This is a genomic window from Streptomyces sp. NPDC003035, from assembly GCF_042888285.1.
Classification (GTDB): domain Bacteria; phylum Actinomycetota; class Actinomycetes; order Streptomycetales; family Streptomycetaceae; genus Streptomyces.
Window position 1 is genome coordinate 543205 of sequence record NZ_JBIAPJ010000005.1, and the last position, 15946, is coordinate 559150.

The following is a 15946-nucleotide window of genomic DNA, read 5'->3' on the forward strand; positions in this document are numbered from 1 at the left end:
AGGCTGAAGGCTGTCGTACGTCAACGGGAGAACACCACCAGGGGAGCCCGCCATGCACGCCATCCGCCTCCACGCCTTCGGCCCGGCCGAGAACCTCACCTACGAGGAGACCGAGGACCCCACCCCCGGCCCCGGCCAGGTACGGATCGCGGTCACCGCGGCCGGCGTCCACCTCCTCGACACCGCCCTGCGCCAGGGCCAGTCCGGCCCGTTCCCCGCCCCCGCCGAGCTCCCCACGATCCCCGGCCGCGAGGTCGCCGGCACCGTGGACGCGCTCGGCGAGGGCACCGACCCCGCCTGGCTCGGCACGCGGGTCGTCGCCCACCTCGGCCTCGCCCCCGGAGGCTACGCCGAACTCGCCGTCGTCGACGCCGCCAAGCTCCACGCCCTGCCCGAGACCGTCGGCGACGCCGAAGCCGTCGCCATGATCGGCACCGGCCGCACCACCCTCGGCATCCTCCAGTTCACCGACCTGGGCCCCGACTCGATCGCCATCGTCCCGGCCGCCGCCGGCGGCATCGGCACCCTCCTCGTCCAGTACGCCAAGAACGCCGGCGCGACCGTCATCGGCCTCGCCGGCGGCCCCCGCAAGGTCGCCCTCGTCCGGGAGAACGGCGCCGACCTGGCCGTCGACTACACCCTCCCCGACTGGCCGGAACAGGTCCGCGCGTACCTGGGCTCCCGCACGGCGACCGTCGTCTTCGACTCGGTCGGCGGCGACACCGGCCGCGCGGCGGTCGACCTCCTCGGCAAGGGCGGACAGCACATCGTCTTCGGCTGGTCCGGCAAGGGCATCCACGACGGCGAACCGCTCACCTTCACCGACGAGGAACTCGCCGCCCGGGGCATCACCTCCGAGAGCGTCCTCGGCCCCGTCATGATCCAGAAGGCCGGCGGAGACGTCCGTCACCTCGAACTCGCCTCCCTCGCCGCGGCCGCCGAAGGCACCCTCCGCCCCGCCGTCCACCGCTTCCCCCTCGCCCAGGCGGCAGCCGCCCACCACGCCCTGGAAACCCGGGGCACGACCGGCAAGGTGGTCCTGATCCCCTAGCCGTACGACAGTCCTACGAATCGAGAACGGCGGCCACACCCTCGATCTCGACGAGCTGATCGTCGTAACCGAGCACCGTCACACCCATCAGCGTGCTGGGAACGTCATGGTCGCCAAAGGCGTCCCGCACGACCTGCCAGGCCGTCACCAGATCCTCCCGCCGCGCGGACGCCACCAGAACCCGCGTACTGATGACATCCTCCAGCGACGCCCCGGCGGCGGCGAGGGCCACCCGCATGTTCTCCACGGCTTTCGCCGCCTGCCCCGCGTAGTCCCCGACCGCCGCCGTCGACCCGTCCTCGTTCAAGGGACAAGCCCCGGCCAGAAACACCAGCCGGGCCTCCGCGGGCGCCGTCGCCGCGTACGCGTACTCGGCGACATCGGAAAGAGCACTGGAGCGGATCAAAGTGATGGCACGGCCCACGGACATCTCGTCTCCCTCGTGATCGTCACAAACCCCGCCACCCTGCCACCGCCCCCTCTCCCCACGCCTCCCCTTTTCACCCCGGCCGGCGCCCAGCCCGCACCCGATCACCCCAGCCGTGCCCGCAGCGTCCGCGCGATGAGCACCTGTTCCTCATCCAGCGCGGGCTCCCCGTCCTCCACGTCCCACAACCCGTTCTGCAACACCCGCCCCCACGTCCACGCCGCCGCCCGCGCCCGGTCCAGACCCAGCACCTCCGTCAACAGATCGAAGCGCCACAACGTCTCCGCCGGATCCGGATCGAACGCACTCGTCAACGCGGGCAACAGATCGAACCCCGGATCCCCCGCCAACGGCTTCGGATCGATCGCCAGCCACGGCTCCCGCCCGCCCGCCAGAACGTTGTCCGTATGCAGATCCCAGTGCAGCAACCGGTCCCCCGGCTCCCCCACCACCCCCCGCACCGCCGCCGCACAGTCCCGCAACAGCCGCGCGTCCGCCTCCCCCAGCTTCCCCGCCGCCTCCGGCACCTCCGCCAGCATCCGGACCGCGATGTCCCCCAACCCCCGCAACCCCTCCGGCGCCGGAACCGCCACCAACCGCGCGAGCAGACCCGCCAGGATCCGCACCGCCTCCCGCGAGTCCTCCAGCACCGACAGATGCCGGCCCTCGTCCAACCGCTCCAACAACAACGTCCCCGTCTCCGCGTCCTCCGCGAGAAGACGCACCGCCCCGCCGCCGGCCCACACCCGCAACGCGACCGCCTCGCCGGCGCTCTCCTCGTCCAGGAGCTGCAGTTTCAGCGCCGCGGGCACACCGTCGGACACCCGGACCACCGGCAGAACCAACGACGCCACCCCGTACATCGAAGGCCCCGCCCGCCGCAGCCCCCACCTGTCCAGAAAACGCGCCGCCCGCCCCGGCAGCGCGGCGATGAACGCCCGACCCGCATCACCGTTGAACCGGACCTGGGACGCGGCAAGTTCCTCCGGAACATCAATCACACACCGATGCTAGACACCCCGCACCCTGCGAACGCCCCCCGCGCATCCAGTAACCTCCCGCCCACACCTCTCCGTACGCATGACGCATCGAGGAACACATGAGCAGCACGGTCAACGGCGGCATCTCGTTCTGGTACGCCCAAGAAGGCACCCCCGCCCCCCGCGAACCGCTGCCCGGCGACACCACCGCCGACGTCTGCATCGTCGGCGGCGGCTACACCGGCCTCTGGACCGCCTACTACCTCAAGAAGGCCGTCCCCTTCCTCAACATCACCCTCCTCGAAGCCAAGTTCTGCGGCTACGGAGCCTCCGGACGCAACGGCGGCTGGCTCTACAACGGCATCGCCGGCCGCGACCGCTACGCGAAACTCCACGGCCACGAAGCAGCCGTACGCCTCCAGCAGGCCATGAACGAATCGGTCACCGAAGTCATCCGCGCCGCCGCCGAGGAAGGCATCGACGCCGACATCCACCAGGGCGGCGTCCTCGAAATCGCCCACAGCCCCGCCCAGCTCGCCCGCCTCAAGCACTTCCACGCCGCCGAAATCGCCTTCGGCGAAAAGGACCGCGAACTCTACGGCGCCCGCGAAACCGCCGACCGCATCCGCGTCACCGGCGCCGTCGGCTCCACCTGGACCCCCCACGGAGCCCGCCTCCACCCCGTGAAACTCGTCAAGGGCCTCGCCACGGCCGTCGAAGCACTCGGCGTCACCATCCACGAATCGACACCCGTCACCGAGATCAAGCCCAAACACGCCATCACCCCGTACGGCACCGTCCGCGCCCCCTACATCCTCCGCTGCACCGAAGGCTTCACCGCCTCCCTCACCGGCCAGCGCCGCACCTGGCTCCCCATGAACTCCTCCATGATCGCCACCGAGCCCCTCACCGACGCCCAATGGGAATCCATCGGCTGGAACGGCCTCGAAACCCTCGGCGACACGGCCCACGCCTACATGTACGCCCAACGCACCGCCGACGGCCGCATCGCCCTCGGCGGCCGCGGAGTCCCCTACCGCTACGGCTCCAAGACGGACAATGACGGCCGCACCCAGCCCCGGACCATCGAGGCCCTCCGCGAGATCCTCACCCGCTTCTTCCCCCAGCTCGCCGGCCTCGGCATCGCCCACGCCTGGTCCGGCGTCCTCGGCGTCCCCCGCGACTGGTGCGCCACCGTCACCCTCGACCGCTCCACCGGCCTCGGCTGGGCCGGCGGCTACGTCGGCTCGGGCGTCACCACCGCCAACCTCGCCGCCCGCACCCTCCGCGACCTGATCCAACAGGACTCCGGCCAGTCGGGCCCCACGGACCTGACCACGCTCCCCTGGGTCAACCACAAGGTCCGCACCTGGGAGCCGGAACCCCTGCGCTGGCTCGGCGTCCAGACGATGTACGCGGCCTACCGCACGGCCGACCGCCGCGAATCCACGACCCATACGGCGACGACGGACCGCCTCGCCACACTCGCGGACCGCCTCTCGGGCCGCTGACACACCAACGCCAACAGGACCCGGGGGGACCGCGGGGATCCGTTCACGGCCGATCGGCACGAAGGGGCAACGTGCGACTGTCGCAAGGAATCACCGGGTGGGCGTTCCTGGCGGAGGTGGATGGTGTCCGGCAGGCCGGCCTGGCGGTCGGGCTGTCGGGCATCAGTCCGTTCACCACCGCCGACGGGGCCGGCGGCAGCCTGTTCGCCCGCGCGCTCGCGTGGGGCCTCCCGGAGCTCCTCTCCCTGGACGCGCTGCCCTTCGACCGTCCCGTCGACCCTCGCTGGTGTGTCGTCGAGGCCGAGGACGGCACGCTGTCCGTCCTCAGCCCCGACGGCGCGGGATTCGCGTACGACCTCGACCTGGAAAGGCCGCCGGGCTGGCGCGAGGCGGCGCACGGCACCGGCTCGGTCATGCTCGTCGTCTCTCACGCGCTGCCCGCTACGGACGATCCGCTCGACACACTCGCCTTCGAAACGCGCCAAGGGCTGGTGTGCGCCTGCCCGGTGCGGTTCGGCGCACCCGACCAGGCGGAGCGAGGCGAGCCGACGGCCAGGTTCCTCATCGACCCCGTCGGCCAGTTGCGGGAACTGGCCCTGTTCGTGTGCGACCGGATCCTGTCCTTGGACGAGGCGATGCGTCGGGCGCGCGAGTTGGAGCGGGTCCGGCGTGACCTGGTGCGGTACGCCACGGGTTCCGCCCTGTCGGCCGAGACCATGGTCGGCCTGCTGTTCCGGGACGAGTTCCTCGACCACCGCGGCCTGGTCGAGCTCACGTACGTCTACTGGCGCCTGGTCACCGAGGTGGCCGACGCCTGCGAGAGCCGGGCCGCCTGGCGGATCGCGGCGCTCCGCACCGTCGAGACGGCCGTCCCGCTCCTCGCGGACCGGTGCTCGCGCGCGGTCTTCGAGGAGGCCGACGCGGTGGCGACCCGGCTGATCGACGACCTGGACGACCCCGCCGACGTCGACGACATGGAGGCCGCGCTGCTGGCCGCCGCACGGTTACGGATGGCTTCGCGGGGGCCGGAGGACCTCGCCGCCGACGCGTACGCCCGCAGGGAACAGACCATCTGGTTCGCCCGCTGGTCGGCGGAGCTGTACCGCACGTGGTTCACGGACGAGGAGCCGTTCCAGGCCGAGTCCCCCCGCCTGGTGGTGGAGGCCGGTCATCTGGTGGTGCGGGCACTGGAACTGGACGCCGGAGCCGGAACGCGACGACCCCGCCTCCTCGCGACACTCGCGCAGATCCTCGCGGACGAACGGAAGGTTCACCGGGAAGCCGCCGAAGCGGCGTTCTCGGCCCTGCTCGGCTCCCCCGACATGCGGGATCCGGACGTCGCCCTGTTCCTGCTGAGAGTGGTGGAGGGTATTCCCCCGGAGACAGCAGACGGCCTGCTCGCCACGGTGTTCGGGACGCCCCTCGCGGACTTCGTCGCCACCCATGGCACTGACACCACCGCGAGGGTGATCAGCCAGAGCCTCAACCTCGCCCGCGAGCGGGCCGACCGTCCGCTGCTGCGCCACGCGCTCGACTGGGCGGAGCGACTCCACGTGCGGCGGGACTCCGCCCACCGCAGACAGCTGATCGAGGCGCGGCTGCACGCCCTGCCCGACGATCCCACCGACTGTCCCCGGCCTGACCAGGAACTGGCGACGTCGTTCCCGGATTCCTGGACATCCGCGCAACGAACGGCGGCGCTGCTGCACACGGCGGCTCACGCCCGCGACCGACGGCAGCCGGCGCTGGGGCTGGCTCTCCTGCGCCGGGCGGGCGGTGGCTCGAGCGAGGAGCTCCGGCTCCTGACGGCGGACCTGCACCACCAAGCGGCCGAGGCGGGCGAACCGGCCGCCGGTCCCCTCCCGTTCCCGTGGGGCTACTACACGTACGCTGCTGCCGCCTACGCCTCCCTCGGCTTCGAGGAGCCGGCGCGGGCGTGCCTCGTGCCGTTCGTGCAGCAGGTGGGCAACCTGCGTGGAGAAGAACTCCAGCGGGCCCTGTACGCGCTCATCGTGGACGTGCCGAACTTCGACACGAGCGGCATGCCCGAACTGGGCGAGGTACTGCGCGATCTCGTCCACACAGCGGTGTGGCAGCTCGCCGCGCACAGCGAGACGCTGCCCATGGGGCTCATGCTCGGTCTGCACCAAGCGGGCAAGGGGTCGCGGCTGGGCGTGCGGTGGCGGATCGAGGGCCCGCTCACGCTGCCCCAGCACATCCAGTTCTTCCTCGGCAAGCTCCGTGACCGGGAGCGGTCCGCGGCCTTCGGCGGCGCGTCGACGAACCTGCTGACCGCACTGGAGGCCGACCGCCGACCGGGAGGACATGACGACACGCAGGTCGCCCGCAACCTCCGGTGGCGGATCTCCGCGTTCATCGACGACGAACTGCGTCGTGGCTCGGTGCCGTTCGTCGAGGACCAACGCCTCTGGACACACGTGCACGAACTCCTCGACGAACGAACCGTGCTGCTGACCTGGTTCCTGCCCGCGGCGGTGAGCGGCGGGGTCGTCCTGCTCGCGGTGACCAGAGAGGGCCGGGACCTCGTCGTACACCTGGGCGACGGTGGGGACGAGGACAGCGACCGGCATCCGATGGCGGACGACGTCGAAGCGATCAGGGCGGAGATCGAGCGCGACCCGCTGTTCGCCGACGTGACGCCGGAGGGCCGACGACTGCTGGAGTCGGACGGTCTGCCGCTCGGTCCCGGCGAACGGTGGGCCGAGTGGCGGGCCGGCGGCAAGGACCGCGTTCTGGCCTGGCCGCACGGCGCGCTGCACTACCTGCCGCTGCACCTGTGCCACAGGGCCGGCCGGTTGATCGCGGACGACTGGACGGTCACCACTGTCGTCGGCCTCGAAGCCCTCACCCCCGCCCGGGGTCCCGCACGGCCGCCACGCACCGCCGTACTGGCCTCCGCCGTCGGCGGCGTACCGTACGGGCTCCACGCCGAACCCACCCTGGAGGAGCACGCCCGGGACATCGCCCAGGTGATCGGCGTGGAGGCCGTCACGGGGGCGGCGGCCACGCGGGAACGGCTGCTCACCGAACTGTCGACGGCGGATGTCGTCCACATCGCCGTACACGGAACGGCGGACCAGGACGCTCCCTGGATGCACTGCCTCTACCTCACCCCGGACAGCGACGACGACGGCCGGGTGTTCGCGTACGACTTCCTGGAGGCGGACCTGCGCGGCGTCCGTCTGGTCACGCTCGCCGCCTGCGAGTCGGCCCTCGGCCGGTACGACCGCGGAGACAACGTCCGCGGCATCCCCTCGGCCCTGATCACGGCCGGGGCGCAGGCCGTCGTCGGCTGCCTGTGGCCCGTACGCCCGGAACCGGCCACGCACTTCTTCCACCACATGCACCGGCGGGTCGCGCACGGCACCACCCCGGAGGAGGCCTTCCGCGAGGCCCAACTCGCCACCCGCGCCGTGTATCCCCACTACCGTGACTGGGGGGCGTTCAGCTACCTGTGTGGCCGGAGCGAAGGAGCCGTGGCATGACCGAGATCCCGTCGCACGAGGTCGAGCTCGTGCCCGAGCGCACACTCGGCAGCCCGGCCGACGACGCGCCGCTGCGCGGCCGGCTCACGTTCGGCTGGGACGTGCTGCCCGCCGACCACGAGGGTGCGCCGGCGGAGTGGCTGTCCTACGTCAAGGCCACGCCCGAACGGGAGTTCCGGCACCTGCTGATGGTGTGCTCGTTCCGCCCGGAGACACCGACGAGCAAAGGCACCTTCCGCCACGCCTCCCTGGGGGTGGCACTCTCCACGCCGGACCCCGAGGCCCGGCCGGTCGCACGCCTCATCGACCCCGGCGAACGCACCCGCCCGGTCGCGGGATTCGGTACGGGCATGAGCCTCACCGTCAACGCGGGTCTGCTGGACGTGGGCGTGGAACGCCCGCCGGACGCGGGACCGGCGAAGGAGGAGTGGATCGTCCGCGGACACGGCGCCTCCCAGCCGAACCCCCTGTGGGAGTTCCGCGGGACCAAACGCTCCCCCCTGGCCGGCGACCACCCGGTGACCGCCCTGGTGGAACTCGTACCCGACCACCCGAACACCGCGGAGGTACTGATGGCAGCGGAACTGCACCACCGCAACTGGGGCATCCGCCGCTACCGGGCCCGGCTCACGTCGACACCGCACGCGATCACGCTCGCGGGGTGACGGCTCGGAGGGAGGCAGCGGGCTGCCGATCCCCTCCACGTCCGCTCACGCAAACGGCCCCGGACGAGACGCCCGAGGCCGACTAGAGCCCCTCCCTGAGGAGAAACCCCAGCTCAGAGCCTTGCTCACAGAGCCCCCTGTCGGGTTCGAACCGACGACCCCCGCTTTACAAGAGAGGGAAGGCGGGGCCATGCCTGACCTGCACAAAAACTGCGGGAGCTGACCGACACCCCGGAGCCCGACAACGCCCCTCATTCCCCGAGGTTTCCCGCACGATCTGGCACGGATGTGGCACGGTCTTCCCCGCGGACTGTCAGTGCCTCGGGATAGCGTCCACCTGCGCGCGGTCGGCTTCCGAGGTGTCCAGCTCTGTAGTGCAGCTGCATCCCTGGCTTTGTCCGGGGGCGGCCCGGTGCAAGCCCGGGACCCAACCGACGGCCAGGCTCCGCCGATGGCCAAGAGTGCCCTGCCAGCGCCGGCCGCGCGCGCTTTCCAAGTCTGTCATTGCTGCTCCGAGGCCCGTACGGGGTCGTTTTCCTGCGTTCACGCGTGTTCGGCTGCTGACGGTGTCGCGGCTCTCGGCCTCCGTTGAACTACGACGGACGGAGCCAAACGAGACGGAGCCGAGTGGGGAGGTCGGCCAACTGGGAAGCCTTCAGAAGGGGAGATCGGCGTCGTTCCAGTCCTGCGCCTCGGCCACCCGAGCCTGAGGCTGACGCTCGGCGTCACAGAACGCGTACCGCTCCTGCCGGACCTCCAACCCAGTGACGTCCTGGCCCCAACTCCCCAAAGCGTCGATCGCCCTCGCCTGGTACTGCCAAAGCACGCTCGCGGCCAAGCTGTCGCGCAACATGGGGGTCAAGGTGTCTCGGTGGTGAACCAGACGGGGGTCGTCCAGTAGTGGGATACAGGCAGAGGTAGCTGCTGCACGTACGTCAGGGTCGCGGTCGTCGAGGAACGCGGAAACGGCAAGGAAGAGCTGCGGCCGAATCCGGCAGATTGCGACGAATGGCGGGTACTTCTCCGGCGGGAACCCGAAACGCCGCATGGTGGCCGCGGCCTCGTCGTCTGCGGCATTGGCGACAGAGTCGAGCCACCCCAGCAATTCGGCACGCATCGGTCCAGGGAAGGCGTGACGCTCCTTCTCGACGGCCTCAAGGGCCCGGGCGTCGCCGAGGATGCCCGCCACGTACACGGCGGCCGGCGCTGTGGCGGTGTACAAGGTGTTCTGGTGGTGCAAGACGTGATGAAGGCGGCTCAACGCCTGCGACCTCACGCGCAGATCGGTGTCCATAAGATCTAGCAGAATCTGCGGTGCGTCCTCAGCTGTCCCATAGGCATGGTCCAGAGCGCTCCATGCTGTTCTGGCCAGCACTTCTGCAGGGTCGAGCGGCTCGGTTGCCTCCTGGGGGAACGTCACGGCGCGAGTATTGCAGGGTCGGCGAGTGCGAGTCGCCGACCCCGCATCTGTCGGGCCCCGTTGGTCGCTTAGCTTGCGTACAGAGCCGCTGTACGGATGACTTCTTCATCCCGAAGCAACTCGGGTGGGAGCTCTGCCTTGGTCCCGTGTGTCTTTCACCTGCGCTGATGGTCCGCAGACGTTCGCGCTTGTCCGCCGCTGTTCGTCGGCGTTGTCACGCAGTTAGACACTCAGCCCGAGCATTGCGACTGTCCCAACCAGTGCGGCCGCTCCCGCCATGAGTGATCCAAGCCCTGTACAAACGGCTGCAACAGTGTGCCACTTGCCAGGTCCCGGACGTGGTGTACAGTTTCCTTCGTTGGATGCGCACTGCTTAGTGCGTTGGGTTGGGTCTTTCGGATCAGGCTTTCTAGTCCTCATCTGAACTTCCTGCCTCTAAAGAGCCGTGGCGGCAGCGTGCAAGCAAGCGCCTACGGCTCATAGCCATGTCATTTTCCGCGAATGACGCCGCTCACTGTACACGTCTCATGGGGCCTCAACTTCCATGTCGCGGCAGAGGGTTACCCAGTCTGCGGGAGCGGCCTCAAGCCGAACCTGCCATGGGAGCCGGATCTCCAGCCTCTCCCCACTCACCCCCAACTCCCATCCCGTCTGCCGTCGACCCACACACCGTGGAGCGGGCGCGGTGCCGGGCGTCCAGGTGGAGCGCGCCACTGTACGAACGACCTGGACGCCCGGCGCCGTGTCTGCTCGGCTTGTCCTGGGTCGATGGCAGACGGGATGGGAGTTCCCCGCCCAAGCCCCCACTGGCCGGCACGCGCGTACGGCGCCCCCGCCATCCCGGAGCCGGAGCGCCCCCGCCGGAGGCATGTCGGTGACGGAGAGGGAACCGCGGACCGTTGGGGCTCGGCTCATGCCTTTGGGCCTATCCCACTCGCAGGGGCGGGCGTCGGCGCAGCGCGCGCGGAGCGGGCCGGAGGCAGGAGCGTCGCGCGGAGCGGAGCCGGGAAGCCCGCCCGGCGGAGCGGAACGCGGAGCCGGGTGCTTGATGAGGTAGAGAAACCTGTAACAGCTCGACTTAGAAGCGAGCGAAGATCACCGTCGCATCGTCGTGCGTTTTGGAGCGCGGCCATCGCTCCAGGTTGATGTCGCTGCGCTCGGCGTCGCGGACCTGGTCGATGAGGTCGGCTGTGCCGTGGTGCTCCAGCACGTCGAGACAGGTGGACCAGTCACCAAGGGCGAAGGTGTCTACGAACCGGGACGCGCCGTCGGTGAGGAGGGCTGCCCGGTCCAGCTGCGCGATGGACATCCGACCTGTGATGGCTTCGTCCGCCGCCTCGGGTTCCGCAGCAGCTACCCAGTACCCGCCCGGCCGGTTGCGCATCGCCCTCTCGGCCTCCACCAACGCGGTGTGCGCCCCCAGCTCCCCCTCCGGCCCCCGTTCGGTCGTACGCAGGGCGACCCGCTCCTCACTCGCCACCCGCGCCAAGCGCTGATCCGTGACGACCTCGGGTCTTCCACCGCCGTCGAGGACGAGAACGGCATCACCCAGCACCAGCCACTCCACGTCTTGCCCGCGGCTTCGGAGCACGGCGACCGTCGCTGACGGGGAGAACGGACTCCCCACATCGCACGTCGCCCGGTGAAGCTTCGCCGTGCCCTCGATGGCGGTGGCGAGACAGCGGGCCAGGTCGCGCCCGCTCTCGACGGCTTCGCGGTGCAGCATGGTTCCAAGCCTCTGGGCGAACCAGGCCACGCCGTGGACGCACCCGGTGGGCAGTCCCTTCGGGGTGCCGGCGCCGTCCAGCACCACGGCGCACTCGGCGCTGGCGATCGCGAAGTCCTCGTTGACCCCGCCGGGGCGGGAAAGGCTGGACAGGGAGACGTGCACGTCAGGTCACCTCGTGCAAAAGCACCTCGCTGGCCGCACGGCTGTCGGTGATCGCCTTCGTCCCCTGCTCGTAGTCGCACTCGACGACCATCGAGAACTCGGGCGTTCCGGCTCGGCCGTAGAGGTCGGCGAGATTCTCCGTGAGGAAGTGCGCGACCCCGAGGGAGCCGACCGCGTGCACGCCCGCGATCAGCAGGAACGTGCCCTGACCGTCCGGCCTCGGGAGCCTGCCGATGTATGCCACGTCGGAGCGAGTTGGGTTGTCCGGATCGTCGCTCGGTGACGTGTACGTTTTGCCGCTGTCTCGCTCGATGAGGGCCCAACGGCCGTCCAGCAGCGTCTCGTACGAGAGACGAGGATCGCCCTGGAGGGCTGCCGCCGCCACAGGGGAGGTCTTGGGGCCGCAGACGACGATGAGGTCGTCGCGGTTGAGATCGATATCGCCAGAGGTCGGGATGTACCCCAGGTCGCCCTCGAGCTGGAGGTGATGCGCGAGCGCCAAGAGCTTCTGGCCCGTGGAACTGTCTTCGAGCGCCACGTACTCACGCTCACCTGGTCGCATCGGCACGAGCACCTGGGCGTGCTGGGTGCCGAAGAACGCGCGCTCGGGCGGTGGGCCGGCGTCACGGAGCTGGGCAACGCGCGCCCGGCTCACGCCCATGAGCTTCGCTACGTCGGCCATCGAGTGCCCGTTGTCGCGGAGCCACGCGATGCTCTCTTTGCGCATGCGTGACGTCTCCACGACGGCCGCTTGCAGCTCCGTCATCAGCTCCACTGCGGCCTTCACGCGGAGCGCGTGATTTTGCATGGCGCCAACCCGCCGCACTTCTTCAATCACGGCGAACACCTCGCGGAACCGGACGGAGATCTGACTTCATACGCCACATGCTAAGCCCCCCTTACCGGGAGAGTGGACATGCCGTCCTTCAAGATCGATCTTTCGACTGCCGTCGTGTTCGTCGCGACCGCTCCGACGCCGAAGCTCGTAAGCAAGCAGACCGGTGAGCGCGCGATGGACCGGGAGACCGGTGCCGGCCTGTCGACTGTGGGTCTGCTGATCTCGGACGAGGGCGAGGGCAACCTCTACCAGGTGACCGTGCCGGAGACCGGCCTCCCCGACAACCTGACGCCCGGGACCCCGGTTTCGGTGATCGGCCTCAAGGCCCGCGACTGGGAGAACACGTTCAACGGCCAGACCCGGCACGGGATCTCCTTCCGCGCTGTCGCGGTCACGCCGATGGGGGCCTGACCATGACGGACCTGTCGACGTTATGGGAGGTCGGCCTCCCGCTGGCCGGGGCCGGTGGACTCGGGTACGCGAAGGTGCGGGCGCCTCGGGTGTTCTGGTCGCTGGTCGGACTGCCGGTCACCCAAGTGCGGTTCGCGATGTCGTACCGCTCCACGATGGACGTGTGCGGGCTGACGGTTCAGCCCTCCCGCTTCCGCGCTTTCCTCGTCCGCAACGTGGCCCGTCGCAGCGACGTCCAGCCCGTGCCGCCGAAGATCCGCCGGGTGCGGGGGACCTCGACCGGGATGCGGGTCACCCTCCGGCTTCCGGCCGGTCTGGAACCCGCCGACGTGATGGCCGCCTCGGAGCGGCTCCGGCACGCCTGGGGCGTCCACTCGGTCAACGTGATCGAGACCAAGCCCGGGTTCGTCGAGCTGCGGATGACCGGCTACGACGTCCTGCGGCGGGTGAAGATGCCGCGCCGTCGCCCCTCCGGTCAACTGACGGTTCCGGTCGCTCTGCGGGAGGACGGCACCGCGTTCGTCCGGGACTACCTGAAAGTCCCGCACGCGCTGACGCTCGGCGCAAACCAGTCGGGCAAGTCGATGTACCAGCGCAACCTCATCGCCGGGCTCGCACGGCTCAACGTCGCCCTGGTCGGGATCGACTGCAAGCGCGGGGTCGAACAGCGCGGATACGCACCCCGCCTGTCGGCGCTCGCCGTGACGCCCGAGGAAGCGTCCGGGCTTCTGGACGCTCTGGTGGAAGAAATGGAAGGGCGCTTCGACCTGCTCAGCGAGCACGGCGCCGCTGATGTGTGGGCTCTGCCGGAGAAGGTGCGGCCGGTGCCGGTCGTGGTCCTGGTGGACGAGGTCGCGGAACTGTTCCTCGTTGCGGGGAAGAAGGACGAGGAACGGCGGGACCGGATGGTCATGCAGATGATCCGGCTTGGGCAGATGGCCCGTGCGGCCGGCATCTTCCTGGAGGTCTGCGGCCAGCGGTTCGGCTCCGACCTCGGCAGGGGTGCCACCACGCTGCGAGCCCAGCTCACCGGACGCGTCGTCCACCGGGTCAACGACAAGCAGACCGCCGACATGGGATTGGGCGACATCGCCCCGGACGCGGTCGTGGCCGTGACGACGATCCCGCCCGACCGGCCCGGTGTGGCGGTGGCCGGTGACTCCTCCGGGGGCTGGTCCCGCATCCGCACCCCCGAGTTGAGCGCGGCCGATGCGGCAGCCACGTGCGCCGAGTACGCACATCTGACCCCGGTCCTCCCGCGCCTCGCCGTCTACCGGCCGGTGCAGCTCATCGCGGGCAAGCCCGTCCCGCCGATGCCGCTGTTCAAGCCGTTCCCGGCAACCGACTGACCTTCGCTTCCCGCCGGTTGGCGTGACCGTCTCACGCCAGGTCCCTACCCGACCCATGCCCGAAAGGAGGTGAACCGTGTTCCGAACTCTCCGTTTCGACGCCGTCCTCATCCAGGCCGTCATCGCCGGTGCCCTGTCCTTCGCCCACCTGCACGACCTGGCGGCCGCGGCTGGACAGGACGGCTGGAAGGCGTGGGCCTACCCGGTCAGCGTCGACCTGCTGATGGTCGCCGCCTGGCGCCGAATGCGAACCGATGCATCCAACCGCGACGCCTGGCTCTGGTTCACCATCGCCCTCGTCGCCTCGCTCGGCGCCAACGTCGCCACCGCCGGACTGCTCGACATGAACAACGTCCCGGCCTGGCTGCGCATCCTCGTCGCCGGATGGCCGGCACTGGCCTTCCTCGGCGGCACGCTCCTCGCCCACGCACCCGCCCCGTCGTCGAGGCCGGAACCGGAGCCCGTGGAAGAACCCGACTCCGAACCGCTGACGGATCTGACCGTGGAGCGTGCCCCGGAACCGGCTCCCGAGCTGCCGCCGGCCGATCCCGCTCCCGAGGAAGCCCCGCCGGAGCCCACTCCCTCTGCGCCTGCCGTGCCTGTGCCGCCCGCGCTGCTCGACCACGCCCGGAAGATCGCGGACGCCCACCCCGCCCAGACCGGCGCCCCGATCGACGCGGCAACCCTCCGTGCTCGCCTCGGCGTCCCGCCCGCGCTCGCGGACTCGATCGCCCTCCAACTCGCCTGATTCGAAAGGAGACCCGTGCGCCCGAACCGCTTCTACAACGTCGCCCGCTTCGGCCCGGTGAAGGTCGGTACCCACCACGACGGCCGCGGTCGTACTAAGCACACCGCCGTGTGCACCGCCCCCGGCTGCGACTTCTCCGCCGACTACTTCACCCGCCCGGCCGCCGAACTCGCCGCCCGCACCCACCGCTGCAAAGCCTGAGAGGAGCAAGCCCCGTGTTCACACCGAAATACCCGGCACCCGACACCTACATCCCGGTCCAGCACACCGTGCCCGACTCGACCGTCCTCACGCCGGCCACCCCGGCCCCGGCCCACGTGCCGGTCGCCCCGGCCCGCACGACGGTTCAGCTCACCCCGGGAAACGCGGTCGCACTCGCCGCCGGTGGCGGGGCCGTCGTCCTGGTCGTCGGCACCGTCCTCGTCTCCCTGCTCCTGGCCGTCGCCATCACCGGCATCTCCGTCGCCGTCGTCGCGGTCGTCCTGCGAATGCTCATCCGCGACATGCAGAAGGGCCGGTGACCCGCATGGACACCTACACGATCGCCGCCGCCGGGTTACCGGCCCTCGGCTGGGCCCTGCACGGCAGCATGCTCGCCCGCCGCCTTGGCGCCGCCCGCCGAGACCCGCTGACCGGCCTGCACACCCGCGCCGGATGGACCACCCGCGCCGAACACCTCATCACCCGGCACGGCAACGCGCTCGTGCTCCTGGTCGACCTGGACGACTTCAAGGCCATCAACGACACCCACGGCCACGCCGCCGGAGACACCGTGCTCACCGCGACCGCCAGTCGCTTGGCGGCCTGGTGCGGACGTCACGGCATCGCCGCCCGCCTCGGGGGAGACGAGTTCGCCGCCATCGTCACCGACCCCGACCACACCGCCGGCCTTCCCGCCCTCCGCGCCGCGCTGGACCAGCCGGTCACGCACGACGGACACACCCTGCGGGTCTCGGCCTCGGTCGGGCACTGCCACCGCGAACACCTGCCGGTCCCGCTCCTTACCGACGCCCTGTCCGCCGCTGACGCCTCGATGTATGCGGCCAAGGGCCACGGCAGGCGCAACACACACTGAGCGGCCCCCGGAGCGGCCTCGGTCGCCAAACTTCCGCCGCCCCGGGCGCCTCAACCCCCTCCAGATCCAACGGA

15 protein-coding genes are annotated in these 15946 nt (G+C 70.5%); 10 read left to right on the top strand and 5 right to left on the bottom strand.

Annotated features, from left to right (window positions below):
- The first annotated feature begins 52 nt into the window (after positions 1-52).
- The gene (locus tag ACFYV5_RS19275) at positions 53-1051 is read left to right on the top strand and encodes a zinc-binding dehydrogenase (protein ID WP_389169695.1); all 999 of its coding nucleotides are present in this window, start codon (positions 53-55) and stop codon (positions 1049-1051) included.
- A gap of 13 nt (positions 1052-1064) precedes the next feature.
- On the opposite strand, the gene ACFYV5_RS19280 is transcribed toward ACFYV5_RS19275, so the two are convergent.
- Both ACFYV5_RS19280 and ACFYV5_RS19285 read right to left on the bottom strand, forming a co-directional pair.
- Positions 1065-1475 (bottom strand): RidA family protein, encoded by a 411-nt coding sequence (locus ACFYV5_RS19280; RefSeq protein ID WP_389169699.1) that lies wholly within the window; start codon positions 1473-1475, stop codon positions 1065-1067.
- 107 nt (positions 1476-1582) lie between these two features.
- Positions 1583-2479 carry an aminoglycoside phosphotransferase family protein gene (locus tag ACFYV5_RS19285; protein ID WP_389169702.1) on the bottom strand — a complete coding sequence of 299 codons (897 nt, stop codon included), beginning with the start codon at positions 2477-2479 and terminating at the stop codon, positions 1583-1585.
- Between the two features lie 98 nt (positions 2480-2577).
- Here ACFYV5_RS19285 and ACFYV5_RS19290 point away from each other — a divergent pair, with 98 nt between their 5' ends.
- The 3 genes from ACFYV5_RS19290 to ACFYV5_RS19300 all read left to right on the top strand — a co-directional run bounded on the left by ACFYV5_RS19290 (position 2578) and on the right by ACFYV5_RS19300 (position 8140).
- Entirely contained in the window at positions 2578-3969 is a 1392-nt protein-coding gene (locus ACFYV5_RS19290; protein ID WP_389169705.1) for an NAD(P)/FAD-dependent oxidoreductase, read from the top strand.
- 71 nt (positions 3970-4040) lie between these two features.
- Positions 4041-7475: a CHAT domain-containing protein gene (locus ACFYV5_RS19295; RefSeq protein ID WP_389169708.1), complete on the top strand. Its 3435-nt coding sequence runs from the start codon at positions 4041-4043 to the stop codon at positions 7473-7475.
- Positions 7472-8140 (top strand): hypothetical protein, encoded by a 669-nt coding sequence (locus tag ACFYV5_RS19300; protein WP_389169711.1) that lies wholly within the window; start codon positions 7472-7474, stop codon positions 8138-8140. Before ACFYV5_RS19295 ends, ACFYV5_RS19300 begins: the two co-directional genes overlap by 4 nt.
- Before the next feature lie 655 nt (positions 8141-8795).
- Here the strand turns inward: ACFYV5_RS19300 and ACFYV5_RS19305 are convergent.
- The 3 genes from ACFYV5_RS19305 to ACFYV5_RS19315 all read right to left on the bottom strand — a co-directional run bounded on the left by ACFYV5_RS19305 (position 8796) and on the right by ACFYV5_RS19315 (position 12289).
- Positions 8796-9560 carry a hypothetical protein gene (locus tag ACFYV5_RS19305; protein ID WP_389169714.1) on the bottom strand — a complete coding sequence of 255 codons (765 nt, stop codon included), beginning with the start codon at positions 9558-9560 and terminating at the stop codon, positions 8796-8798.
- A gap of 1078 nt (positions 9561-10638) precedes the next feature.
- The gene (locus ACFYV5_RS19310; protein ID WP_389169717.1) at positions 10639-11451 is read right to left on the bottom strand and encodes a protein phosphatase 2C domain-containing protein; all 813 of its coding nucleotides are present in this window, start codon (positions 11449-11451) and stop codon (positions 10639-10641) included.
- Position 11452: 1 nt separating this feature from the next.
- A complete protein-coding gene (locus tag ACFYV5_RS19315) occupies positions 11453-12289 on the bottom strand; it encodes a sigma-70 family RNA polymerase sigma factor (protein ID WP_389169720.1) in 837 nt (278 codons plus the stop codon).
- 78 nt (positions 12290-12367) lie between these two features.
- Between ACFYV5_RS19315 and ACFYV5_RS19320 the strand changes: the two genes are divergently transcribed.
- The 6 genes from ACFYV5_RS19320 to ACFYV5_RS19345 all read left to right on the top strand — a co-directional run bounded on the left by ACFYV5_RS19320 (position 12368) and on the right by ACFYV5_RS19345 (position 15872).
- Positions 12368-12700, top strand: coding sequence for a hypothetical protein (locus ACFYV5_RS19320; protein ID WP_389169722.1), 333 nt, complete (start codon positions 12368-12370; stop codon positions 12698-12700).
- 2 nt (positions 12701-12702) lie between these two features.
- Complete coding sequence (locus ACFYV5_RS19325; protein ID WP_389169725.1) at positions 12703-14049, top strand: FtsK/SpoIIIE domain-containing protein; 1347 nt, start codon at positions 12703-12705, stop codon at positions 14047-14049.
- 76 nt (positions 14050-14125) lie between these two features.
- Positions 14126-14797: a DUF2637 domain-containing protein gene (locus ACFYV5_RS19330; RefSeq protein WP_389169728.1), complete on the top strand. Its 672-nt coding sequence runs from the start codon at positions 14126-14128 to the stop codon at positions 14795-14797.
- Positions 14798-14812: 15 nt separating this feature from the next.
- The gene (locus ACFYV5_RS19335; protein WP_389169730.1) at positions 14813-14998 is read left to right on the top strand and encodes a mobile element transfer protein; all 186 of its coding nucleotides are present in this window, start codon (positions 14813-14815) and stop codon (positions 14996-14998) included.
- Positions 14999-15012: 14 nt separating this feature from the next.
- On the top strand, positions 15013-15318 hold the full coding sequence (locus ACFYV5_RS19340; protein WP_389169733.1) for a SpdD-like protein: 306 nt from the start codon (positions 15013-15015) through the stop codon (positions 15316-15318).
- Between the two features lie 5 nt (positions 15319-15323).
- Positions 15324-15872, top strand: coding sequence for a GGDEF domain-containing protein (locus ACFYV5_RS19345; RefSeq protein WP_389169736.1), 549 nt, complete (start codon positions 15324-15326; stop codon positions 15870-15872).
- Positions 15873-15946: the final 74 nt, after the last annotated feature.